The 22,297-nt window shown below is 51.2% G+C and carries 23 protein-coding genes; 10 read left to right on the top strand and 13 right to left on the bottom strand.

Annotated elements, in window-relative coordinates; translation table 11 throughout:
• Positions 1–76: 76 nt before the first annotated feature.
• A complete protein-coding gene (locus ACOTSW_RS11555; protein ID WP_423679240.1) occupies positions 77–1,186 on the top strand; it encodes a threonine aldolase family protein in 1,110 nt (369 codons plus the stop codon).
• Between the two features lie 17 nt (positions 1,187–1,203).
• Here the strand turns inward: ACOTSW_RS11555 and ACOTSW_RS11550 are convergent, their stop codons facing one another.
• The 6 genes from ACOTSW_RS11550 to ACOTSW_RS11525 are packed head-to-tail and all read right to left on the bottom strand — an operon-like array spanning position 1,204 to position 6,950.
• A complete protein-coding gene (locus ACOTSW_RS11550; protein WP_423679239.1) occupies positions 1,204–2,532 on the bottom strand; it encodes a TAXI family TRAP transporter solute-binding subunit in 1,329 nt (442 codons plus the stop codon).
• The gene (locus ACOTSW_RS11545; RefSeq protein WP_423679237.1) at positions 2,532–3,335 is read right to left on the bottom strand and encodes a competence/damage-inducible protein A; all 804 of its coding nucleotides are present in this window, start codon (positions 3,333–3,335) and stop codon (positions 2,532–2,534) included. Before ACOTSW_RS11545 ends, ACOTSW_RS11550 begins: the two co-directional genes overlap by 1 nt.
• Before the next feature lie 31 nt (positions 3,336–3,366).
• Entirely contained in the window at positions 3,367–4,194 is an 828-nt protein-coding gene (locus tag ACOTSW_RS11540) for an EI24 domain-containing protein (protein ID WP_423679236.1), read from the bottom strand.
• Positions 4,191–5,183 (bottom strand): sterol desaturase family protein, encoded by a 993-nt coding sequence (locus tag ACOTSW_RS11535; protein WP_423679235.1) that lies wholly within the window; start codon positions 5,181–5,183, stop codon positions 4,191–4,193. The genes ACOTSW_RS11540 and ACOTSW_RS11535 overlap by 4 nt, the downstream gene beginning before the upstream one ends.
• Positions 5,183–6,013, bottom strand: coding sequence for a polysaccharide deacetylase family protein (locus ACOTSW_RS11530; RefSeq protein ID WP_423679234.1), 831 nt, complete (start codon positions 6,011–6,013; stop codon positions 5,183–5,185). The genes ACOTSW_RS11535 and ACOTSW_RS11530 overlap by 1 nt, the downstream gene beginning before the upstream one ends.
• Positions 5,976–6,950, bottom strand: coding sequence for a cytochrome D1 domain-containing protein (locus tag ACOTSW_RS11525; protein WP_212678795.1), 975 nt, complete (start codon positions 6,948–6,950; stop codon positions 5,976–5,978). Before ACOTSW_RS11525 ends, ACOTSW_RS11530 begins: the two co-directional genes overlap by 38 nt.
• A gap of 239 nt (positions 6,951–7,189) precedes the next feature.
• On the opposite strand from ACOTSW_RS11525, the gene ACOTSW_RS11520 reads away from it, so the two are divergent.
• Positions 7,190–7,546 carry an FKBP-type peptidyl-prolyl cis-trans isomerase gene (locus ACOTSW_RS11520; protein ID WP_423679233.1) on the top strand — a complete coding sequence of 119 codons (357 nt, stop codon included), beginning with the start codon at positions 7,190–7,192 and terminating at the stop codon, positions 7,544–7,546.
• Between the two features lie 251 nt (positions 7,547–7,797).
• On the opposite strand, the gene orn is transcribed toward ACOTSW_RS11520, so the two are convergent.
• A complete protein-coding gene (orn, locus tag ACOTSW_RS11515; protein ID WP_423679232.1) occupies positions 7,798–8,382 on the bottom strand; it encodes an oligoribonuclease in 585 nt (194 codons plus the stop codon).
• A gap of 40 nt (positions 8,383–8,422) precedes the next feature.
• On the opposite strand from orn, the gene ACOTSW_RS11510 reads away from it, so the two are divergent.
• The 3 genes from ACOTSW_RS11510 to rsgA are packed head-to-tail and all read left to right on the top strand — an operon-like array spanning position 8,423 to position 10,985.
• Positions 8,423–9,691 (top strand): M48 family metallopeptidase, encoded by a 1,269-nt coding sequence (locus tag ACOTSW_RS11510; RefSeq protein WP_423682301.1) that lies wholly within the window; start codon positions 8,423–8,425, stop codon positions 9,689–9,691.
• A 38-nt stretch (positions 9,692–9,729) separates the two neighbouring features.
• Positions 9,730–10,080, top strand: coding sequence for a 4a-hydroxytetrahydrobiopterin dehydratase (locus ACOTSW_RS11505; RefSeq protein WP_423679231.1), 351 nt, complete (start codon positions 9,730–9,732; stop codon positions 10,078–10,080).
• A complete protein-coding gene (gene rsgA, locus ACOTSW_RS11500; RefSeq protein WP_423679230.1) occupies positions 10,080–10,985 on the top strand; it encodes a ribosome small subunit-dependent GTPase A in 906 nt (301 codons plus the stop codon). The genes ACOTSW_RS11505 and rsgA overlap by 1 nt, the downstream gene beginning before the upstream one ends.
• A 50-nt stretch (positions 10,986–11,035) precedes the next feature.
• Here rsgA and ACOTSW_RS11495 read toward each other — a convergent pair whose 3' ends face one another.
• The 4 genes from ACOTSW_RS11495 to ACOTSW_RS11480 all read right to left on the bottom strand — a co-directional run bounded on the left by ACOTSW_RS11495 (position 11,036) and on the right by ACOTSW_RS11480 (position 15,044).
• Positions 11,036–12,181: an alginate O-acetyltransferase AlgX-related protein gene (locus ACOTSW_RS11495; RefSeq protein ID WP_423679229.1), complete on the bottom strand. Its 1,146-nt coding sequence runs from the start codon at positions 12,179–12,181 to the stop codon at positions 11,036–11,038.
• Positions 12,182–12,190: 9 nt separating this feature from the next.
• The gene (locus tag ACOTSW_RS11490; protein ID WP_423679228.1) at positions 12,191–13,588 is read right to left on the bottom strand and encodes an MBOAT family O-acyltransferase; all 1,398 of its coding nucleotides are present in this window, start codon (positions 13,586–13,588) and stop codon (positions 12,191–12,193) included.
• Between the two features lie 20 nt (positions 13,589–13,608).
• Positions 13,609–14,265: a hypothetical protein gene (locus ACOTSW_RS11485; protein WP_423679227.1), complete on the bottom strand. Its 657-nt coding sequence runs from the start codon at positions 14,263–14,265 to the stop codon at positions 13,609–13,611.
• 119 nt (positions 14,266–14,384) lie between these two features.
• Positions 14,385–15,044, bottom strand: coding sequence for an SGNH/GDSL hydrolase family protein (locus ACOTSW_RS11480; RefSeq protein ID WP_423679226.1), 660 nt, complete (start codon positions 15,042–15,044; stop codon positions 14,385–14,387).
• A gap of 395 nt (positions 15,045–15,439) precedes the next feature.
• Between ACOTSW_RS11480 and argF the strand changes: the two genes are divergently transcribed.
• The 3 genes from argF to ACOTSW_RS11465 all read left to right on the top strand — a co-directional run bounded on the left by argF (position 15,440) and on the right by ACOTSW_RS11465 (position 18,029).
• Entirely contained in the window at positions 15,440–16,354 is a 915-nt protein-coding gene (gene argF, locus ACOTSW_RS11475; RefSeq protein ID WP_423679225.1) for an ornithine carbamoyltransferase, read from the top strand.
• 48 nt (positions 16,355–16,402) lie between these two features.
• Positions 16,403–17,635, top strand: a complete 1,233-nt coding sequence (locus tag ACOTSW_RS11470) for an argininosuccinate synthase (RefSeq protein ID WP_423679224.1) — start codon at positions 16,403–16,405, stop codon at positions 17,633–17,635.
• 76 nt (positions 17,636–17,711) lie between these two features.
• Positions 17,712–18,029, top strand: a complete 318-nt coding sequence (locus ACOTSW_RS11465; protein ID WP_423679223.1) for a pyrimidine/purine nucleoside phosphorylase — start codon at positions 17,712–17,714, stop codon at positions 18,027–18,029.
• Positions 18,030–18,093: 64 nt separating this feature from the next.
• On the opposite strand, the gene murJ is transcribed toward ACOTSW_RS11465, so the two are convergent.
• Complete coding sequence (murJ, locus tag ACOTSW_RS11460) at positions 18,094–19,647, bottom strand: murein biosynthesis integral membrane protein MurJ (protein WP_423679222.1); 1,554 nt, start codon at positions 19,645–19,647, stop codon at positions 18,094–18,096.
• A gap of 102 nt (positions 19,648–19,749) precedes the next feature.
• On the opposite strand from murJ, the gene ACOTSW_RS11455 reads away from it, so the two are divergent.
• The gene (locus ACOTSW_RS11455; protein WP_423679221.1) at positions 19,750–20,838 is read left to right on the top strand and encodes a serine hydrolase domain-containing protein; all 1,089 of its coding nucleotides are present in this window, start codon (positions 19,750–19,752) and stop codon (positions 20,836–20,838) included.
• A gap of 111 nt (positions 20,839–20,949) precedes the next feature.
• On the opposite strand, the gene ACOTSW_RS11450 is transcribed toward ACOTSW_RS11455, so the two are convergent.
• Positions 20,950–21,423: an Lrp/AsnC family transcriptional regulator gene (locus ACOTSW_RS11450; RefSeq protein WP_186896709.1), complete on the bottom strand. Its 474-nt coding sequence runs from the start codon at positions 21,421–21,423 to the stop codon at positions 20,950–20,952.
• Positions 21,424–21,629: 206 nt separating this feature from the next.
• On the opposite strand from ACOTSW_RS11450, the gene kynB reads away from it, so the two are divergent.
• Positions 21,630–22,256 (top strand): arylformamidase, encoded by a 627-nt coding sequence (gene kynB / locus ACOTSW_RS11445; RefSeq protein WP_423682300.1) that lies wholly within the window; start codon positions 21,630–21,632, stop codon positions 22,254–22,256.
• Positions 22,257–22,297: the final 41 nt, after the last annotated feature.

Genomic DNA, 22,297 nt, shown 5'->3' with positions numbered 1-22,297 from the left:
CGCGGCATACTTCGTCAGCGGCGTACTGAACGATATCTCAGCAAAAAATTAAGCAAAAAACCGACCGGAGAAAAATGTGAATAACGCCGATACTCTCGCCCTGAAAAACACTTGTCATACCATCCTACCCGGTCATAAAGCCTTGACCCCGGCGCAGAGTTTTGCACAGATTGCGAGCTGGTGCGAAGCGAATAATATTGAGCATGACGTGTATGGTGAGGGCGATTTTTTACAGTCTTTTGAGAAAAAAATTGCCGGGCTGCTGGGAACGGAATCCGCGATGTTTTGCATCAGCGGCACCATGGCTCAAGTGATTGCATTAAAACTGGCCTGCGAAGAACGCGGCAGTTCGCTGGTTGCGCTGCACCCGACCTCACACCTGCTTTTGCACGAACGCAGTAACTTTCAGGCTATGCATTATTTCACCGCATTGAACATCGGTAATCCTCACCGTCCGTGGACACTGCAAGACCTGCAAGCCCAGCCCGAACACATCGCCGCCGCACAATATGAGTTACCGCTGCGCGAGATCGGCGGGCAATTACCGGGCTGGGAAGAACTCAATGCGATAAAAACCTATTGCCGTCAGCAAGACATTCACCTGCACATGGATGGCGCAAGGTTATGGGAAGCGGCCAGCGGTTTCAACAAGCCCTTGAACAACATCGCAGCAGGCTTCGATAGTGTCTATGTTTCGTTTTACAAAGGTATAGGCGGATTTGCCGGTGCCATGCTTGCTGGTCGCACTGATTTCATCGCGAAAGCCAGAGTCTGGATGCACAGGCAAGGCGGTAACGTTTTCCGGCGCACACCGTATGTCGTTGCCGCTGCGATGCAGTTCGATCAGCGCATTGCGGCAATGCCGGCGTATTTTCAGCGTACCAGAGAAATCTATGAAGTATTAAAAAACTATCCGGCATTCATCACGAATCCGGCCGCGCCTCACTGCAATATGCTGCATCTGCATTTGCCGGCAGACAAAGACACAGCGATACAGTTGCGTAACCGCATCGCCAGCGAACATGGCATCTGGCTATTTAACAACGCAGTGCATACAGCGCTGCCGGGCTATTGCATGTTTGAATGGTATGTCGGTGATCAAATGCTGAACATTGATGACAACACTCTGCGCCAGGCTATGGATTTGCTGGCAGCGAGCATACAGTCACCCGTTGCTCCACTGTGATGGATGGTACGCAGGGATTATCTGCTTTTCAGCAAAGACTGCACCCGGGTTCGTACAAACTGGATATGACTGCGCAGACCATATAATTCCTCCGCATAAGACAAGGGAACGCTGATGCGGTTCACCTTGTCTTCAATTTCATCAAGATAATTCAACTGTTTTTCCAGCGTCGCTCTTTTATCCGAGTTGCTCAGGTTATCGATGATCTGCTCGACCGTACGTAACTGACCATACCAGCGATAAATTCTGGAGCGGATACGCCAGACGTATAAAGGGGGAATAATTTTTGATAAGGGCAAAAACAAAGCACCCAGCGCAACGATCACTACCCACATGCGCTCGATAAAATTCGCGACCCAGAACGTCAGATAACGTTGCAGCACCGGTGCACCGTTCTTATAGAATTTTTCAGCCTCGCCGGACACCGGAATTTCGGTGTAACGATCGGAAGGAAATTCCCCCTGCTTACTCAGCCAGTCCGCGCGACTGTGAATTTTAGCCGCTGCCTGCAACAACAGACCAGTCAATGCAGGGTGCAGACTTTCGTGAGCAACCAATGTTGCCGTCGGTGAGATCAGGTGATAATCGCGGGCAGGTAAATCCAAACCAATATCGACGATGCCGCGTGGTAGCGTCACTTGCGAAAGATAAGGAAAACGGCGGGTATAGGCTTCGGCCTGTACAAAGTCAAACAAACGCACACCGGGTGTCTGCAACAACATCTGCACCAGCGGCGCATCGCTGGCGGTGCTGAATACCAGCACATCCAATTGCCCCGCCAGAAAAGCCACTGTCGCAGGCGTATCATCAAGATGCCGGAAACTGACATCGCCGGCACTCATGTTATTCACCGATAAAATCTGCTCAAAAATACGGCCAACACCGGTGCCGTCGGGGCCGACATTAATGCGTCGCCCTCTGAACTGGCTGATGGTCGTGAATTCTTTTTTATCGCGGTAAAAAATCCAGATCGGCTCATAAAACAAACTGCCGAGCGATATCAATCCTTTTTCCGCCGCATCCGTGCGGTCAGTCGAGCCGCTACGCACGAAGCCCACTTCGATTTCAGAATCTGGGTCGCTGATGCGCTGTAGGTTTTCCTGTGAACCTTGCGAGGTCTGAAAGCGCAGCTGAATCTGGTTTTTCGCCAGCTCCGCCGCGTATAACTTGGCAAAACGTTCGTAAGCACTGTTTTCCGGACCGGTGGAAATGTCGATAATGCGCGGAGGTGCCGGATCGACCAGCCAGAACCCGAGGCCGCAGACGATCAGCACCATCAGTGTCACCGGGCCAAACGCGATGATCAGGTCGCGCAACGAAAACAGGGTGAACTTGATCTTTTGCATCAGGCGTCAGAACTCAGCGGTACCGGCACGTATTCAGAGTGAAAATGATCAAGGCCTGCAAGCATTTTTATAAATGCAGCCTCGACCTGTTCCGGATCACCTTTGACGCCCAGCTCGATATGACGGCGCTGTGTCGCAGTACCAACACTAGGCAGGCTGAAGACTTTAATCAGCGGAAATTCCGCTTCCAATGCTTCCATTAACGGTGTCAGTACCGACTCGATTGCCTCGTACACCAACACCGCTTTTTCTGCTCTTGCCTGTTGATGGAACAGATGGGAATAATACGTATCCAGTACCCACTCTATCATCGGCCAGGCCATCACCGGAAAACCCGGAACAAAATAATGCTGGTGTATCGCAAAACCGGGAATTTTATTGTAAGGATTCGGAATCAGCGTCGCGCCTTGCGGAAACTCGCCCATTTTCAGGCGCTGCAAATGATCGGGGCTGTTCAGATCCACGGTCTTACCTGCCTCCGCCGCCATATCCAGTATCCGTTGCTGTATCAGTGCTTTGGCTTCAGTATGCAACTCCAGCGGCAGATTCAGCGCTGCGGCAGCGCATTGACGGGTATGATCATCCGGAGTGGCACCGATGCCACCAGTCGAAAAAACGATATCACCGCTGGCAAAACTACGCTGTAAGGTCGCGGTAATCCGTTCGCGGTTATCACCGATGTATTCTGCCCAATCCAGTTGCAGACCGCGTGCATTCAGCGCGGCGATCACTTGCGGTAAGTGCTTATCCTGCCGTTTTCCTGAAAGAATTTCGTCACCGATGATAATAAGACCGATAGCCATGTGCGTTCCTTAGTTGAAATTCGCGATGTGCTTATTGTACAAGAGCAGGCGATGACGCTGCTGCCGCACGCTGTTGCGCCAGCGCCGCCAGACAATAGTGCTGAAACCACAGACCGGAAAAAACAAATACCAGCACATACAGCCAGATCGCAAACCCGGCAATCACGGGTAAGAACATGACCGCCATCACACCACCCAGCCATAACAAACCCGGCGCGGCACCGAATATACCCGCAATCGTTCCCATGAATAATAAAGACCAGCGGTGCTGCTTCATCAACGCGCGACGTTCATCCGCATCGGCAAATTCAGCCAACGCGTCATAGACGATCACGCGATAAGTCAGCCAACCCCATAGCAACGGTTGCAAAACCAGGCTCACAGGGGGAAATAAAGTCAGCGGCAATGTCAGCAGCCAGACGAAAGCAAAAATCACAAACGAACTGAGGGAATACCCTATGCTGCCGAGCAAAGAACCACCATGCCGTTGTTCCAGTTGCGGATAATGGCGGGACCCCACATGTTTGCTGATCGCAGGCATCGCAAACAAACCTATGCATAACAACGCAGTAAACACCATCAGCGGTAACAGCAGCCACATCGCGACCAGTGGCACCACCATCGCTTTCAATGTAAACAAGCCTATCATGCCCAGAACGTCGCCGGCAGTCTGAAAACTGTTGTGATCGGCAAACCATAGTTGCAGATAATCGATCAGCGCCTGCAGACCAAACCACATGGCGATGCTCCAGATCAACAGCGCAGCCAGAAACGGTGCAAACGTCAGCAGCAGCATGTGAACATGTAATTGGGCCGCAACCGCTCTCCCCCATGCGATACCCACCGCAGCAATATTCATGAGTGCGTTTCCTTTTCCATACCAGTCATGCGTTTGAGACCCAGCCATTGCTGTGCCCAGAATCCACGACCATAATCGCGGGAGCAGCCATCCGGTGCAGGCAGTTGATCACGGATGCCAGTCTCGGCGTATTCTTTACTGAATAAGGCTGTACCAAACAGCACATCCCATACCGGAAACAGCACGGCAAAATTGTGCCCACCCAAGGTGCCTTTGCCCTGCGTTTCATGCCCGAGTCCAATCGCGTGATGCACACGGTGATAGCGTGGCGATACCAGTAAATAATCACCGAACCGGCCGAAATGAATACGCACATTCGCATGCTGCAGGCTCTGCAACATCTGCGATGCCATCACCAGCATTACATACTGACCCGGTTCCACGCCTATCACTATCGCGATCATGCCCATGTAAATATCACGCAAAAAATCGTCGAGCAGATGATTACGGTTATCGCTCCACAGATTCATATTGCGCTGGCTGTGATGCAGAATGTGCAACCCCCACCACCAGTTGAACTGATGACTGGCACGGTGATACCAGTAATCAAAAAAATCCAGTACAAACAGGTATGCGATAAACAGCAAGGCCGGATATTGCAAGAAACCTGACCACAGATTTTCCAGGTTAAAAGGATTGACGCCCTGCAAATGCAAGACCGCTGTCAGATGATCAAATACCGGTGTCAGCAGAAAAAACACCACCATCGAAAACGCGCCCAGGCGATGCAAGGCGGTATAAATAAAATCGTTCCAGCGGGCGTAACGATCAGTGATTTTATGTACCGGTATCCACGATTCCAGGGGACGTAAAATCAGGAACAGAATGATCAGTTGTAAAGCACCAAAGATAAACCACTCAACGCCCTCGAACGAATCCTCTACATATTCGCCCAACCCGAGATAAAACATCGTCGGCTGCACGATGGCTTGAAAAATCCAAGATTGCAAGTTGGTCAGTAAATCTGAGAAGTAAGCAATGAAATTCATTATTTGCCAGTGGTATAGGAAGGATGCTCGCGTAGCGTAGCAAAACAAAAGGATTTTTGCTCAAGCCCGGTAATCAAGGGTTCCAGATTTTCCGGTGCCCAGGCCTGCTTGCGCGACCAGATGCCAAGGTGCGCCATGAAAATATCACCATCCCGCAAATGATCCAGTGCGCGTTTTAACAGCAACGCATTACTGAATTTTTCGCTGGATAATTCATCGCCGGAAAAACCGGCAGGCGCCCACGCAACATGGCGATAGCCGCAAGCTTCACCCGCTTTCAATAAATTCGGCGTCAGCTTACCGCCAGGCGCGCGCCAGTAGGGATCAAGTTGCTGACCGGTCAGCTGCAGAAAGCGCTGGTTCACACGGCGCAATTCACTGCAGTATTGTTGTGGTGTCCACGTCAGTTTTTTTCCTGCATCAGCGCCGAACTGCGGGCGTACTTCAATCCTGCCATCGGGCAAATCACCGATCACATAGACGTGATCGAAAGTGTGCGAACCAAACGCATGGCCTTCATTGGCCAGCGTCTTCCAATAGGATGCCCACGATGGATCGAGAGAATAATCGTCACGCACCGTTTTTTCGTTCGCCAGAAAAAAGGTGGCCTTGATCTGATGGCGACGCAGGGTTGCTGCAATCAATTCCGCCTGCGACTGACTGCCGGTATCAAAGGTCAGATAAATCGTTCCCTTACATGCGGCGGAATGAGCAGCCGCGGTCGCAGCGGCGGCGCTGCTCTGCACCGGCAGAATCAGGGCTGCCAGTGCGGCTGTAATGTAAGGGCAGTGCTTAGATGTTGCCTGCACGATTGGCAAAGAAAACGCCATGCGGGGAGCGGCCAACCGGAATCAGCTTGATGACTTTTCTGGATGGAATATCGACGACCGCTACTTTTTTAATCCAGCGCAACGTTGCCCATAAGGTCTTACCGTCTTCGCTGACTTCCATACAATCAGGGCCACCGGGAACAGGAATACTACCGACCATTTCCAGTGTTTGCTGATCGAGGATATTAATTTCATTCGAGGTACGGTTAGACACAAACACATGGCGCTTATCGCCCAGCGCACGGAAATTATGCGTGCCAACACCGGCCTTGATACGCTTGACGGTTTTTTGCGTACGCCAGTCAATCACTTCAACGTAATCTTTACCCATGATGCCGACCAGCAGATATTTATCATCCGGCGTCATCACGATACCCGCTGGCAGCTTCCCGACAGGAATCGTCCATTTCACTTTCTGCGTCGCCAGATCAATTGCCGACACCTGATCACTACCCTGCTGAGTAATGAACACGGTCGTGCTGGCGGCATCAAATGCCATGTGGCTAGGTAACTTCGCCAGCGGAACACGGTTCACCAGCTTCAGATCCTGACCATCGAATTTATAAAAATCAACGCGATCGAGGCGCAGTGAATTTGAGACAAACCATTTCTGATCCGGTGAAAAACCGATCTGATACGGATCTGCAATATCTTTGATACGACGTTGAATCTGACCACTCTTAGGATCCAGAAACACCAGCTCGTCACCAATCGCATTCGCCACAATCAGAGATTTATTATCCGGCGTCGCCATCAGGTGGTGCGGCTCTTTACCGATAGGAAAGGTACTGATTTCTTTGTAGGTCTGCTGATCCAGCAAACTGACCGTAGCATCACGCGAATTCAGCACGACCACCACATTTGACTGTGCTGCCGGTACAACCGCAGGAACCAATAAACCAAACAACAAAGATGCCAACAAAGAACGACTACGCATGAAAGAAGACCGCCAATAAATGAATCAAGTCTGCATTTTACCGTGCATAGTCATCAACGGCTCAGATCAGGCTTGCTGTTTTTTTACTTTTCAGCCGATATTGAGCAAAATCAAGGCAACAACTTTCATACGGGGAACTCCGTACAACCAGGAAAAAAACGCGCGCTAGGCAGATTACAGCGCCGGACTCTGTTTTTGCTCTACAATTGCGCCACTTTTTGACAAATGAAGGGGAAACCATGAGCACAATTACTACCGTCAGCGGTCTGCAATACGAAGATAAAATCGTCGGTGAAGGCGCCGAAGCAAAAGCAGGCAATCACGTTGTCGTCCACTACACAGGCTGGCTGCAAAATGCCGATGGCAGCGCCGGCGCGAAATTCGATTCCAGCAAAGACCGCAATGATCCTTTCTCTTTCCCACTCGGCGCTGGCCACGTAATCAAAGGCTGGGATGAAGGCGTACAAGGCATGAAAATCGGCGGCACACGTATCCTGACGATTCCATCCAGCCTCGGCTACGGCCCACGCGGCGCCGGTGGCGTGATTCCACCGAATGCAACGTTGATTTTTGAAGTGGAACTGCTGGGCGTGTAAGCTTCTGGTTGCGCAGAAAATGGCCTGAAAACAGCCTTTTTGACCATTTTTCAGGGAGTATCCTATTTAACAGCGAACATCTCCTTATAAACAAAGGAGGTCGTCTATGCCAAAACATATACTCCCTGGGAGTATATAAAAAATCAGGCGATAAAAAAGCGACGGTGAAATGACCGTCGCTTTTTTATGTCTGCTACTATCTGCTCACGTCCGCAACTCCACAACTACGCAGAAGCAGCATCGCACTCAGCTTATTCCTTGATGAAATGCTGGCGGTAATATTTGAGTTCCTCAATCGATTCAATGATGTCGGCCAGCGCGGTGTGTTTCTGGTGTTTCTTGAAGCCTGTCGATAATTCCGGTTTCCAGCGGCGGCAGAGTTCTTTCAGCGTCGAAACATCCAGATTGCGGTAGTGGAAGAAGGCTTCCAGCTTAGGCATGCCGCGCGCCATGAAACGGCGGTCCTGACAAATCGAGTTACCGCACATCGGCGATTTACCGGCTGGCACATACGGTTTCAGGAACGCGATCAAGGCCTCCTCTGCGTCGGCTTCGCTGATCGTCGATGCTTTGACTTTATCGATCAGGCCAGAACGGCCATGCGTGCCTTTGTTCCAGGCATCCATTTTGTTCAGCGTTTCATCCGACTGATGAATGGCAAATACCGGGCCTTCTGCCAGCACATTCAATTGCGAATCCGTGACCACCACGGCTACTTCGATAATGCGGTCATTATCAGGGTCCAGGCCGGTCATTTCCATATCCACCCAGATCAGATTCATTTCATTTGGGCGTGCAGGCGGTGTGTTTGCTTGAATGTCGGTCGCTTGTGACATAATTCTTCCTTAGCGTTTTTTACGAATGTCACATTTTCCCATGATTTCAGTCGCCTTTTCGGTTTTCTTCGTTTCCTTTCTGCTGCTCACACTGCTGGTGCAGTTCTGGCTGAGCTCGCGCCACATTCGCCACATACTGCAACACCGTTCTCAGGTGCCTGCGCAATTCGCCGAAAAAATCCCGCTGGCAGCGCATCAGAAAGCCGCTGACTACACCATTGCCAAGACCAAGCTCGGGCTGGTGCTACTGATATTCAACGCGCTGGTGCTGATGGGTTTCACCTTATTTGGCGGCTTGCAGTGGCTGTCTGTCACCCTGGTCAAGATCACCGGCCCGGGTATGGTGTATCAGATCGCTCTGATCGCCGCATTTGCCGTCATCAGCAGTTTGCTGGAACTGCCATTTTCGTATTACTCGCAATTCGTGCTTGAACAGCGATTCGGCTTTAACAAAATGACGCCGGGTCTGTTTTTCGGCGACCTAGTAAAAAGTACGCTGCTGGGCGCGGTGATTGGCCTGCCGCTGATCTGGGTGGTGCTGACGCTGATGGATAAATCCGGTGCCTTGTGGTGGTTGTATGCGTGGTTATTCTGGAGCGGCTTTCAGTTATTGATGATGCTGATTTACCCCGGCGTGATCGCGCCGCTGTTTAATAAATTCACCCCTCTGGAAGATGATGGTCTGCGTGCGCGTATCGAAGGTCTGATGCAGCGCGTCGGTTTTGCATCGAAAGGCCTGTTCGTGATGGACGGTTCTAAACGCAGCGCCCACGGCAATGCGTATTTCTCAGGGTTTGGCGCATCAAAACGCATCGTCTTTTTTGATACTTTGTTGTCGCGTCTGGCTCCGGCTGAAATTGAAGCGGTACTGGCGCATGAACTCGGTCACTTCAAACTAAAACATATCGTGAAACGCATGGTCGTGATCTTTGGCATGTCACTGGTTTTCCTGGGCTTGCTGGGCTATCTGAAAGAGCAGATCTGGTTTTATACAGGGCTTGGTGTTGAACCTATGCTGCTGGCAAAAAATGACGCGATGGCCTTGATTTTATTTATGCTGAGCGTGCCGGTATTCACCTTCCTGTTCTCGCCACTGACCTCGATCAGCTCGCGCAAACATGAATTTGAGGCCGATGCCTTCGCCGCCAAACATACCGATGCCAATGATCTGGTGGCAGCGCTGGTGAAACTGTATGAAGACAATGCATCTACCCTGACGCCAGATCCATTGCATTCTGCTTTTTATGATTCGCATCCACCAGCGACTGTACGGATTAACAAATTGCTGGCAGCATCTTCAGCCGCGTAATTTCATGAATAACGTGAAAAATAATCTCAGGAATGACCATGATTAAAACTGCCGACCTGCTCGCAAAAAAATCACACGAAACCTTCACCGGATTACCGGAATCGGAATTACCTGCTTATCTGGCCGCCACGCCAGGCTGGGTAGTCGATGGTGCGCGCATCGTTAAAACCTATCAGTTCAAAAATTATTATGAAACGCTGTCATTCATCAATGCAATTGCGTATGTGATTCACGCCGAAGACCATCATCCGGAACTGGTCGTCACTTACAACCGCTGTGTGATCCGCTTTGACACGCATACGGTGAACGGCGGAAAAGGCGGCATTTCAGAAAACGACTTCATCTGCGCCGCCAAAATCGACGCCATTTTTGAGCAAAGTTTTTCCTGATGGCGCATCTACAAGGTCTGGTTATCGCTGCACATGGCCGTCATTACCTGATACAGGCGACGATCAACGGCGAACTGCTAAAACTGCATTGCGTCACGCGCGGCAAGAAAAGCGATGTCTCTGTCGGTGACGTGGTTGAATTCGCGCTGACATCGAAAAATCAGGGCGTGATAGAAGCCATTACCCCGCGTAAAACCTTGCTGTACCGCTCAGATCAGTACAAGTCAAAAATGCTGGCAGCGAATCTCACGCAACTGCTGATTGTGGTGGCGACTGAACCCAGCTTTACTGACGATCTGGTCTCGCGTGCACTGGTTGCAGCAGAATCTTCCGGCATCAAGCCGCATCTGATTCTGAATAAAGTGGATGTTACCGAATCACTGCCGAAAGCGCGTGAACGTGTCGGCTTGTATGCGAAGCTAGGCTACCCGGTACATGAGGTTTCGGCCAAGGCCGATCCTGAAGGCACACGGATAACGATGGAAAACCTGATGCGCGGCCAAAGCACGATACTGATAGGCCAATCAGGAATGGGGAAATCCTCGCTGATCAATCTGTTGATTCCCGATGCGGAAATTGCCACGCGTGAAATCTCGGCTGCACTGGATACAGGCAAGCACACAACAACGTTCACCCGTCTGTATCAGATGGATGAAAATTCGTATGTGATTGATTCACCGGGTTTTCAGGAATTTGGTTTGCATCATCTGAGCGAAGGCATGCTGGAACGGGCGTTTCCGGAATTTTTACCGCATCTCGGACACTGCAAATTCTACAATTGCCACCATCACGCCGAGCCCGGCTGCGCGATACTGGCGGCAGTCAAAGATGGCAGTATCGCTCCCATGCGCTATGAGCTGTTTGAGCAACTTGTGCATGAGTCTGCGCAAACAGCGGGTTACTGATTGCAGACTTTTCAGCGCTGATTTTTTGCGCTAAAAAATCAGCGCTGCAATTACAGCTTGCCCTGCTTCAGGCTTTCCAGCCAGGCGCGCTCGGAGGGCTTGAACGGCTTTTGCAGCATACGTTCCGGAATCTCCCACACTACGACTTTGGGTGGTTCCTGCTGAAAAGCTTTACTGTGAAGATAGGCAGTGGCGGAACCGTCAAAATCGCCACCATCTTTGGCCAGATTCGCCACCGGTGCCACCAGGTGCTGACTCAGAAACGGCACAAAATTACCGCGCAGACTGAATGAAGTGCCGATTAAAGCCACCGCGGGCAATCCGGCATCACCAAACAAATCGTCGCTGTTATTCGCAACCGGTGCCACGGTACTGGTCGCCGTTTTTTCAATCGCAGGACGTAACGCAGCCGGCAATCCATCCAGATTAGCGACACGGAATAAATCCCCCATACGCTCTGCGATCACTGTCTTCACCGCGCCAGCAGGAAGCTCTGCAGTGAACTTATCAACCAGACCTGCACTCTGCAAATGCCTCGCAATCGCTGCCGCAGCCACATTCGCCCCCGCCTCACTCCAGTGCGAATCGGTCCGGTAATAACGCTCGCCACTGAAACTGTTCAACGCTGGATACAGATCGATCACATCGACCTGTTTTGCGCGCAAAGCCTTAATCCAGTCATCGCCACGCTGGGCAAAGCCCGCTGGCCGGTGCAGACCACAAAGATGCTGCTGTTCCACACGGGATTTATCGGGGACGACCGCCACCACCAGTTGTATGCCTTGCTTTTTCAGGGTTTGCGCAATCTGTCCGACCATGTATGCGCGGGCATTGGCGTTTTGTGCACCGCCATCAAATGTCGTCAGCTCTTCCTGCAAAAAGAACCAGCCATCACAACCAACACGGACATTCGGGCCTGCATCGCGCGCAAGATTCCATCGAACCGCCCGCTCAAATTTAGCAAAGGTTTTACTCCATGAAAAATGTTCATTGAGCTGCGTCGTCAACATCCGCGTCGCCTCTCCCTGAACAATTTTCTGCACGTCACCCATCTCTTGCCACTTCTGCTGAGGCACCTCTTGCAGAGACGAAACCATCGCAACCAGGCCAGCAGTCAGTATCGCGGCAAATGACAAGGCCGGCACATAGCGCCAAACCCCGGCTTTTTTTGCATCAAAGGAAAAAGATTCGCTCATGTTTTCCTCTTAAAACTGGAAGTACAAAAATGGAATTGCCTTTTGACCGGCCAGCACAATCACTGCATAAGCAAATGTAAGCACAGGCCAGACCATACTCCAGCTCATCACACCAAGACCGCCCTGCTTTGCTATCCGGGTTGCGGGATAGATCACGCAGATCACGCCGATCGCAAACGTCAGCAAAATACCAGGGCGCAAAGCAAGAATGATTTCATCACCGATACTCATACCGTTAAGACCAAGTTGTCCCGCCCACATGTCGAGCGCATTATCGAAACCTGCGGCACGGAAGATGGTCCAGGCGAACATCACGGCCAGCAAAGTCAGGCTGCGTGAAGCGAAGTTTGGCATCGACCAGCCGCGCTGAGTAAAGGCACGGTCACAGCACAATGCACCGCCATGAATGATGCCCCAGATCAGATAATTCCAGTTATCACCACCATGCCATAAGCCGCCGATTGCCATTGTCAGCATCAGATTGATATAGGTGCGGATTTGTCCCTGACGGTTACCGCCAAGACTGATGTAGAGATAATCCCGTAACCATGACGACAGGGTCATGTGCCAGCGACGCCAGAAATCCTGTATCGACACCGCCAGATAAGGATTATTGAAGTTTTCCTCAAAATGAAAACCCAACATCAGCCCAAGGCCAATCGCCATTGCACTGTAACCGGCGAAATCAAAATACAGCTGCAGCGTGTACGCGATACAACCAACCCAGGCATCGCCAAAGCCGGGATTTTTCAAACCGAAAGCCAGTGCCACTACCGGTGCCAGCGTATCGGCTATCAGAACCTTCATCGAAAAACCGATCATGAAGCGGCGCGCACCAAGTGTGAATTTTTCAAATGAAAAAACACGCTCGCGTAGTTCTTTGTCGATCACTTTATAACGAACGATAGGGCCAGCGATCAGATGCGGGAACATCGCCATATACGCACTGAAAGAAATGAAGCTGTATTGCGCAGGAACTGTCTTGCGGCGCACATCCACGATATACGAAATCGCGTGCAGCACGGTGAAAGACAAGCCTATCGGCAGCATCAGGTTTTCCCACGGTATGACAGGCATCTGCCGCCCCGTGAGTATGGTGTTGAGCGAAGACACCACCATATTGGTGTATTTGTACCAGACCAGCGAAGCCAGATTCAGGACGATAGTTGCCACCATGACCCGCGTTTTCAGGCGTTCATCATTGGTTCTGTCAATCAGAATGGCAGCGCCCCATGCGAGGATGGTCAGCGCAATAATCAGCAGCAGGAATTTCGGCGTCCACCATGCATAAAACAGCCAGCTGCCGAACAGCAAAGTGTGATTACGATACTGCTGCGGTGTAACCAGATACAACGCAAAAAACAGAGGCAGAAACAGCGTCAGAAACTCAAGAGAAGCGAATACCATGAGAACAGTCCTGATCCAGATCAGGAGGTTGAATCACGTACAAAAAAAGTCTGATGACCTTTTTTCGCCGGGATCACGATAATGCTGTAACGTTCACCAGCTTGCAATTGCGACATATCTACCGCTGCACCGGCAGCGTCAGTGCCACAATTCGCCTGTACTGTCAGTGCCACCGGATTGACCAGACGGCGCTGTGTTGTCGCCGGTTTGACACCTTCAAAAATCGTCGCTGATTTAGCGCCACCCGTCAGCGAGGCGGCAGCGCAACTGCTGTCGACATTCATCAGAGAAATAGAAGAACGCATGGCGTTGAAATCGGTTGGTGCTTCACGCACCAGCACGCTTTCAAGCGCCGTCCCTTTATTCAGGATGGTGACAGTAATAAATTCCCCCGGCTTAGCCACAACTTCCACATTGGTTTTAGCCGCACCGACTTGCACACTGGCCTTCAGTTTCTCACCTGCTTTGACAGGATAAAAACGTGAAACACGGCTCTCATTTTTAATATCCAGACTGACTTTTGCGGCACCGTTAACGATCAGCGCCTTGTCACTGCTGGCATTCAGAAAACGCACGAAAGAAGAATCCTGACCGGGTCCGGTTTCATACAAAGGATTATCTGCATACGCGGTCAGAGACAATACAGAAGCCAGGGAGGTAAGGATAATTTTTTTCATTTTTTGAGTCTGTGTATGTAATCAGAGGCGGGGCAAACAATGCAAAGCGCATCATGCCAGCCGAAAACATCAGCGCGCCACAGATCAGCATCTGATAGCGCGCTGTCGGACAAGCTGAATTAACGTTTGATTGAATTCAAAATTGCTGGTGTGGCAATCGCATTACCAATCGCACTGCCCCAGGATTTATAGCCGGCACCGTCAAAGTGCTGACCATCAATCGTGCCCCACTCACCTGGTTTAGACAGGCTCAGCGAATCGATATAAGTACAAGGAGCCACGATTTCAGACAGGTAACCGGACATTTCTTTAGCACGGGCATAGGTCTTATTGAATTTACCGCCCTCAGTACCCCATGCCGGGCCAACCCAGACACAACTCACATTGTTATTTTTGACGCCTTTGGTCAGGCGAGAAACCTGTTGCCAGATCCAGTTCTTCGGCAGTTCAGGCTGAGAATAAGACGCCATCGTATCGCCATTCACAACAACCACCAGATTTGGTTTGTAGGTTTTCACCAGTTCGTTAAACGGACGCGTCATCGCATCCTGCCCGGTTTTCACTTCAACCGGTCCATCTTTCATACGGACTGCGCCGCCGCAGGAAGACTGACTCTTCACCATCCAGTCACCGGCTGCCACACCACAAGCACCGAATGAATAAACGACTGCACCTTTATTCATCAGATCATCATGCAGAGTAGTGATCAGATAATCAGGCGTGGACATATGGCTATCGCCAATAATCAGGACGGTCAGTCCGGCTAAAAGTGCACTCATAATAGTTAATCCGGGTAAATGTTACTCAATTCAAACAATCCGCCAGCATTGTCGCTGGGCAGATTAACGACAAATTCTCAGAAGAAATCAATTTCGCAAACAAAAGCATTATAAATAGCTTACCGTGAACCAATGATGTCAGAACGATAAGATTATCAAGTGGAGTTACTTTTTTTTACTAATTCACAAAAATTAACATTCAAAGGCACAGCGAAACAACATTTCCACAAGACGAGGACAAAGCGGATTTTTCGCAAATAATTGGCAAAAGCACCCACAAAATTATTTTCAAATCCCTCATCTTCTGAATTTAATATGGGAAAGCCGTTTTAATCCTTTATAATGAAGCAGTTATAACAGGCGGCGGCAAGCTTCACTTGCTGCCGGTTTTATTTATGGCTATCAAACACTTCCTGCAATTTTCCGATTTCACACTTAACGAGTTTGAGTATGTGATGCAACGAGCGCGCATCATCAAACAGAAGTTCAAGGCTTATCAGACCTATCATCCTCTGCTAGACAGAACGCTGGTAATGGTTTTCGAGAAAAATTCCACCCGTACCCGTCTGTCATTTGAAGCTGGCATGCATCAGCTCGGTGGCGCGGCAATTTATCTGAACACGCGCGACAGTCAGCTCGGTCGCGGTGAACCTGTCGAAGACGCAGGTCAGGTCATGTCCCGCATGTGCGACATCATCATGATCCGCACATTCGAGCAAGAGATGATAGAAAAATTCGCCGCCAATTCGCGCGTCCCTGTCATCAATGGTTTAACTAACCAGCATCATCCGTGTCAGGTACTGGCCGACGTGTTCACCTACATCGAACATCGCGGCTCGATTACCGGTAAAAAAGTGGCGTGGATAGGCGACGCGAACAATATGCTGTATTCGTGGTTGCAGGCAGCCCAGATCTTCAATTTCCATCTGCATATTTCGACACCGAAAGGTTATGACATGGATATGTCGCTGGTCAGCGCAGATCCATCGCAGTACACCTTGTTCGACAATCCGTCCGATGCCTGTGCCGGTGTTGATCTGGTGAATACCGATGTCTGGACCAGCATGGGTTACGAAGCCGAAAATCAGGCGCGTCTGCAAGCATTTGACGGCTGGATTGTGGATGAAGCAAAAATGGCGCGCGCTAATCCGGATGCGCTGTTCATGCATTGTCTGCCGGCTCACCGTGGCGAAGAAGTCTCAGCCGGTGTTATTGACGGCCCGCAATCTGTGGTCTGGGATGAGGCAGAAAACCGCCTGCACGTACAAAAAGCTTTATTAGAATATCTGGTTGTCGGCGAAATCAGCTGAACCGGATCAAGCACTCACGTTTTAAATAGTACATTTTGAAAGCACACTATGAGCGATATTAAAAAAGTCGTCCTTGCCTACTCTGGCGGTCTGGATACCTCTGTCATTCTGAAATGGCTGCAAGACAATTATCAATGCGAAATCGTGACCTTCACAGCCGATCTGGGTCAGGGTGAAGAGCTGGAACCGGCACGTGCCAAAGCGCTCAAATTCGGCATCAAGCCGGAAAACATTTATATCGATGACGTGCGTGAAGAATTCGTGCGCGATTTCGTTTTCCCTATGTTCCGTGCCAACACGATTTACGAAGGTGAATACCTGCTCGGCACATCGATTGCCCGTCCGCTGATCGCCAAACGTCTGATCGAAATCGCCAAAGAAACCGGTGCCGATGCGATCTCGCACGGTGCGACTGGTAAAGGTAACGACCAGGTACGTTTTGAACTCGGTGCTTATGCACTGATGCCAGGCGTGAAAATCATTGCACCTTGGCGTGAATGGGATTTATTGTCACGCGAAAAACTGATGAAATACGCAGAAGACGCTGGCATAGAAATCGACCAGAAACATAAAAACGGTGGCGCGCCGTATTCCATGGATGCGAATCTGCTGCACATCAGCTTTGAAGGTCGTCACCTTGAAAACCCAAGTGCGGAAGCCGAAGAATCGATGTGGCGCTGGACAGTCAGCCCGGAAGCAGCACCGGATGCACCAGAATATCTGGACATCGAATTTGAACGCGGTGATATCGTCGCTCTGAATGGCAAACGCATGTCGCCAGCCGCAGTGCTGACAGAACTCAACCGTCTGGGCGGCAAACACGGTATCGGCCGCCTCGATCTGGTGGAAAACCGTTATGTCGGTATGAAATCCCGTGGTTGCTATGAAACGCCAGGCGGCACCATCATGCTGCGTGCACACCGTGCAATTGAATCGATCACGCTGGATCGCGAAGTCGCGCATCTGAAAGATGATCTGATGCCACGTTACGCCAGCATGATTTACAACGGCTACTGGTGGGCACCAGAGCGTATCGCTCTGCAAACCCTGATCGATCACACACAACAAACGGTCAATGGCTGGGTACGCGTGAAGCTGTACAAAGGCAATGTGATCACTGTATCGCGTGATTCCAAAACAGATTCTCTGTTCGACATGAACATTGCTACTTTTGATGAAGACGGCGGCGCTTACAACCAGGCGGATGCCGGTGGCTTCATCAAGCTCAACGCATTGCGTATGCGTATTGCAGCAAATGCCCGCGCAAAACGCGGTCAGTAATCAGGAAATACACCTGCTTTTATCAATACAACTCAGCCCGCTTTTTACGCGGGCTGTTTTTTTGGAACAGAACAACATGACAACTCAATTCGACCAGGTCAGCGTCGTCAAAAAAGCGAATATTTACTTCGACGGCAAATGTGTTTCCCACACAGTATTAATGGCGGACGGCACAAAAAAAACCATAGGTGTGATTTTCCCGTCGAGCCTGGTATTCAATACCGGTGCGGCTGAAATCATGGAGCTGAACGCAGGTAAATGCCGTATCCGCGTCAAAGGCGACAGTGAATGGTCAACCTACGAAGGCGGCCAGCAATTCCAGGTACCTGCCAATTCCAGCTTCGAAATCGAAACGCTGGAAACTCTTGATTACGTTTGCCATTTCGTCGTGTAAGTTGTATTCAGAGGTAATAAAAAAGGGATGCCGCGGCATCCCTTTTTTATTATCGGAGAAACACTCAAACCTTCGCTGTTTTCCTGAAATCTTTCGGGCGGAATCCCATCACCGCCAGCGCACCGAAATACGCCGCCGCCGATATCAGTATCAGCACGAACAAAGCACCGGCGCGCAGCAACGGCGTATGTTTCATCGCCAGCCAGGGTATCTGATCTGATATCCAAGACGATACCGCGGCCATCAGCATTAATGCCGCAGCGAGTTTAATCAGGAACATCAGCCAGCCTTTTTGGGGATGGAATATACCGCGGCGACGCAAGCCGACAAACAGCAAAAGCGCATTAACACAAGCGCCCAGCCCGACAGATAAAGCCAGTCCGGCATGTGCAAACAAAGGCACAAAGACCAGATTCAGCAATTGCGTTGCGATCATTACGGTCAGCGCGATTTTGACCGGCGTGCGTATATCCTGCCGCGCGTAAAAACCCGGTGCCAGAATTTTCACCACGATCAGACCAATCAGACCGATGCCATAAGAAATCAGGGCATGCGAAGTCATCTGCACCGCATGATCATCGAATTTGCCATGATGGAACAAGGTAGCGGTCAGCGCTTCGGGAATGGTAGCCAGCGCCACTGCAGCGGGCATCGCCAACAGAAAAGTGAGTCGCAGGCCCCAGTCGAGCAACGCCGAATACTCCGTTGTGTCGCCATCAGCATTCGCTTTGGACAAACCCGGTAGCAAGATCGTCCCTAAAGCAACGCCCAGCAGCGCGGTTGGAAATTCCATTAAACGATCTGCGCTGGCCAGCCAGCTGGTGCTGCCCGCCACCATTTTGGAAGCCAGACTGGTGTTGATCAGAATACTGATCTGCGACGCCGACACGGCGAGTATCGCTGGCAGCATATTGCGCACAATGCGACGCACGCCTTCGTCCTGCCATGCGGTATGCGGCCGCCAGCCTATGCGTGGCAACATGCCGATGTTGACCAAGGCCGGAATCTGGATCGCCATTTGCAGCACGCCGCCAACGAACACCGCAATCGCCAGCGCATAGATCGGTTGCTCAAGAAATCGTGACAGCCACAAAGATCCGGCTATCGAGGTCAGGTTATAAATCACTGGCGTAAAAGCCGGTATTTTGAATTCGCGCCAGGTATTCAGAATGCCGCCAGCCAGCGCCACCATCGACATGAAACCGATGTAAGGAAACATGATGCGCGTCATCACCACGCTGGCGTTAAAGACGTCTGGACGGTCTAACAAACCATTCGCAGCAAAATACAAAATCACTGGCGCACCAACGATGCCGACAGCACAGGTCAGCAGCAAAGCCCAGGTCAGCAGTGTCGCAACATGATCGACCAGTGCCTTGGTGGCTTCTTCGCCCTGCCTGACTTTATATTCAGCCAGAATCGGCACAAAGGCCTGCGCGAACGCGCCTTCGGCAAATAAACGACGTAAAAGATTCGGGATACGGAACGCGATATTGAATGCATCGGACAGTGCATTCGCGCCGAACTGGCTGTTAATCAGAATGTCGCGCGCCAGGCCAGTAATACGCGACAACATCGTCATGCCGCTGATAGAAGCAAGAGTTTTCAGTAAATTCATGGTGCGGCATTATATCGCGAGCGCCTTCATGCACTGCACAATCTTCCGTTTTAATCGTGATTTGTTACACTGCGGATTCTGATCTGTTCCCGGAGTTGAGCTATGCCCCGCCTCTGTCACCTGAGTCACTTCCTGCGCAGCAGCGTCCTCATCGTTCTGAGTCTGTTGAGTGCGCTATCCGTCCAGAATGTCGCAGCGAAACAGCCTGATGCACTGGATGCCGCCGCCAGCCAATTGTTTGCCAGCGGTTTCCGCGGTGCGATACTGGCAGCACGCGGCGATAAAATCTTGGTGCAAAAAAGTAGCGCCGACTTTGGCGATCTGCAACGCCCCTTCCGTTTCGCCTCGATCACCAAGCAAATGACAGCGATACTGATACTGCAGGAAGTCGATGCCGGGCGTTTGCAACTCGATCAGCCGCTGGGAAAGTATTGGCCAGATTATCCAAATCCGCAGGCGCGCCAGATCACGCTGCGGCAGCTGTTGACGCATTATTCCGGCCTTTACAATGAAAACGCCGAGCCGACGTTTCACATGCGCAATGCTAATCAGGGCGACAATATGCAGGCCTTCGCAAGCGGCATCTGCGCAGGGCCAATGAATAGTGCGCCCGGCAGCACGTTTGATTACAACAACTGCGATTATCTTGTGCTCGGTGCGCTACTGGAAAAAATCAGCGGGCAAGCATTTGCCCAATTGCTGCAACAGCGTTTATTCCAACCATCAGGCATGAAAAATGCCGGCATGTACAACGCTGCGATGCCGGACAATCCGGCGCATGTGCACGGCACACTGGGTGGGAAAGCTGAACCGGAAGTGAATTTCGCCAGTTACGGCGCAGCAGGTTCGTCGTATGGCACGTTACAAGACTTGCTCGCCTTTGACCGCGCCTTCATTGCAGGCAAGCTGCTGACGCCCGCCGCCCGCGCTGAGATGCTGAAACCGAATGCCACCGGCGGCGCGCTCGGCGTCTGGGTCTATCCGTTCAAAGGTGCCGATGAACGCAAACCGACCACTATCGTCGAACGCCAGGGTTGGATTGCCGGGGTGCGCATCCTGAATCTGCTCGATATCCAAAACGGTCACATCCTGATCCTGGTCAGCACCAACGGTGATCTTGATCTGACCCAGACCTGGAACAATCAGGGCCCGGCAGCAGGAATCCTGAAAGCGCTGTTACAGAGTAAATAAACCTGTAAAACAGCTTCCGGAGGCGAAAATATACTCCCGGGAGTATATTTAAAAGCCCTTTGTTTATGCTGAGAATAAGGCGAAAATCAAAGATACCCCCCTGAAATTGCCTTATTCTGCGAGCAGAGCGGTATCAATCTGCTGGGTATCTTTCAGCGTCTGTAAAACGATGTTCGAGCGGATATCCAGCACGCCTGTGGTTTTATAGAGGCGTTCAAGGACGAAGCTGGAGTAATGCTTGAGATTGCGGGCGCGCACACGCAGCAGGTAATTGGCGTCACCGGTGATGATGTAGGAACCGGTTACTTCCGGCCACTGCTGCAAGGCCTGCGAAAAACTCTCATGCCATTGTTCGACATCGCGCCGCATCGTCACCTGCACAAACGCATCCACCTCCAGCCCGACTTTTTCGGTGTCGATCACGGCGCAATAATGATGAATCACGCCAGCCTCTTCCAGCATACGCACACGCCGCAGGCAGGATGAGGGCGACAGAAAGACTTTGTCAGCCAATTCCTGATTGCTGATACGACCATCGGTTTGCAGGTAATCGAGAATTTTCAGATCGGTCGCGTCGAGTTGCATGGGTTTCCTGTTTTCTGGTGCATTTGCGCGATGCACAAACGCACATTCGCAATTTCCGTCAAATAAACTTCATTTATTCGCAGTATATTCTACCGACACCGTTTTTGATATTGTGATTTGCAACAATTATTCAAGCAATCCGGCATAAAATCTCTGCCTGTTCTGTTAAGGAGTTTGCCATGTCTGATCTGTCTGAAATGCCTGAAATGTCCCGCTTGTGGGACATCACACCGGCGATACAACCGGGCATTCCGGTCTGGCCGGGCGACAGTGCTTACAGCGCTGAAACCACCTGGCAAATTGCCGATGGCTGTCCGGTCAAAGTCAGCAAGATCACGATGTCCACCCACACCGGTGCGCACTGCGATGCGCCTTCGCATTACGATGTCGATGGCAAATCCATTGATCAGGTCGCGCTGGAGACTTATATCGGTGCCTGCCGCGTGATTCACAGTCTGGGCGTGGCGCAGGTATTGCCCGAGCACGTCAGCAACTATCTGCACAATCTGCCGCCGCGCGTGTTATTCCGCACCTATCTGCAGGCGCCGCTGATGCAATGGGATGCGGATTTCCCGAGTATTGCCCCGGCAACCATCGATCTGCTGGCGCAGCATGGTGTCAGGCTGATCGGCATCGACAGCCCTTCTTTCGATCCGCAGGAATCCAAAACGCTGGATGCACATCTGCGCATGAAGCAGCATCAGATGGCGATTCTGGAAGGCATCGTTCTTGATGAAGTGCCGGAGGGCGATTACGAACTGATCTGCCTGCCCTTAAAACTCGCCGGACTCGATGCCAGCCCGGTGCGGGCGGTGCTCAGAGCGCTGCGATAAATCCACACGCTAATCGATGCAAAAAAAACACGAGCGCATCA

Source organism: Undibacterium sp. WLHG33, assembly GCF_049544815.1.
Classification (GTDB): Bacteria; Pseudomonadota; Gammaproteobacteria; order Burkholderiales; family Burkholderiaceae_D; genus Undibacterium.
Note: the sequence above shows the minus strand (reverse complement) of the source record. Positions and strands in the feature narration are given on the sequence as shown.

Bases quoted from the DNA above. Each gene is read 5' to 3' on its own strand.
- ACOTSW_RS11545 (WP_423679237.1), bottom strand. From the start codon at position 3,335: ATGGCTATCGGTCTTATTATCATCGGTGACGAAATTCTTTCAGGAAAA.
- ACOTSW_RS11470 (WP_423679224.1), top strand. From the start codon at position 16,403: ATGAGCGATATTAAAAAAGTCGTCCTTGCCTACTCTGGCGGTCTGGAT.
- kynB (WP_423682300.1), top strand. From the start codon at position 21,630: ATGTCCCGCTTGTGGGACATCACACCGGCGATACAACCGGGCATTCCG.
- ACOTSW_RS11450 (WP_186896709.1), bottom strand. From the start codon at position 21,423: ATGCAACTCGACGCGACCGATCTGAAAATTCTCGATTACCTGCAAACC.
- ACOTSW_RS11510 (WP_423682301.1), top strand. From the start codon at position 8,423: ATGATTTCAGTCGCCTTTTCGGTTTTCTTCGTTTCCTTTCTGCTGCTC.
- orn (WP_423679232.1), bottom strand. From the start codon at position 8,382: ATGTCACAAGCGACCGACATTCAAGCAAACACACCGCCTGCACGCCCA.
- ACOTSW_RS11455 (WP_423679221.1), top strand. From the start codon at position 19,750: ATGCCCCGCCTCTGTCACCTGAGTCACTTCCTGCGCAGCAGCGTCCTC.
- ACOTSW_RS11465 (WP_423679223.1), top strand. From the start codon at position 17,712: ATGACAACTCAATTCGACCAGGTCAGCGTCGTCAAAAAAGCGAATATT.
- ACOTSW_RS11550 (WP_423679239.1), bottom strand. From the start codon at position 2,532: ATGCAAAAGATCAAGTTCACCCTGTTTTCGTTGCGCGACCTGATCATC.
- ACOTSW_RS11525 (WP_212678795.1), bottom strand. From the start codon at position 6,950: ATGCGTAGTCGTTCTTTGTTGGCATCTTTGTTGTTTGGTTTATTGGTT.
- ACOTSW_RS11535 (WP_423679235.1), bottom strand. From the start codon at position 5,183: ATGAATTTCATTGCTTACTTCTCAGATTTACTGACCAACTTGCAATCT.
- ACOTSW_RS11490 (WP_423679228.1), bottom strand. From the start codon at position 13,588: ATGGTATTCGCTTCTCTTGAGTTTCTGACGCTGTTTCTGCCTCTGTTT.
- ACOTSW_RS11530 (WP_423679234.1), bottom strand. From the start codon at position 6,013: ATGGCGTTTTCTTTGCCAATCGTGCAGGCAACATCTAAGCACTGCCCT.
- ACOTSW_RS11485 (WP_423679227.1), bottom strand. From the start codon at position 14,265: ATGAAAAAAATTATCCTTACCTCCCTGGCTTCTGTATTGTCTCTGACC.
- ACOTSW_RS11495 (WP_423679229.1), bottom strand. From the start codon at position 12,181: ATGAGCGAATCTTTTTCCTTTGATGCAAAAAAAGCCGGGGTTTGGCGC.
- ACOTSW_RS11505 (WP_423679231.1), top strand. From the start codon at position 9,730: ATGATTAAAACTGCCGACCTGCTCGCAAAAAAATCACACGAAACCTTC.
- ACOTSW_RS11540 (WP_423679236.1), bottom strand. From the start codon at position 4,194: ATGAATATTGCTGCGGTGGGTATCGCATGGGGGAGAGCGGTTGCGGCC.
- ACOTSW_RS11520 (WP_423679233.1), top strand. From the start codon at position 7,190: ATGAGCACAATTACTACCGTCAGCGGTCTGCAATACGAAGATAAAATC.
- argF (WP_423679225.1), top strand. From the start codon at position 15,440: ATGGCTATCAAACACTTCCTGCAATTTTCCGATTTCACACTTAACGAG.
- rsgA (WP_423679230.1), top strand. From the start codon at position 10,080: ATGGCGCATCTACAAGGTCTGGTTATCGCTGCACATGGCCGTCATTAC.
- murJ (WP_423679222.1), bottom strand. From the start codon at position 19,647: ATGAATTTACTGAAAACTCTTGCTTCTATCAGCGGCATGACGATGTTG.
- ACOTSW_RS11480 (WP_423679226.1), bottom strand. From the start codon at position 15,044: ATGAGTGCACTTTTAGCCGGACTGACCGTCCTGATTATTGGCGATAGC.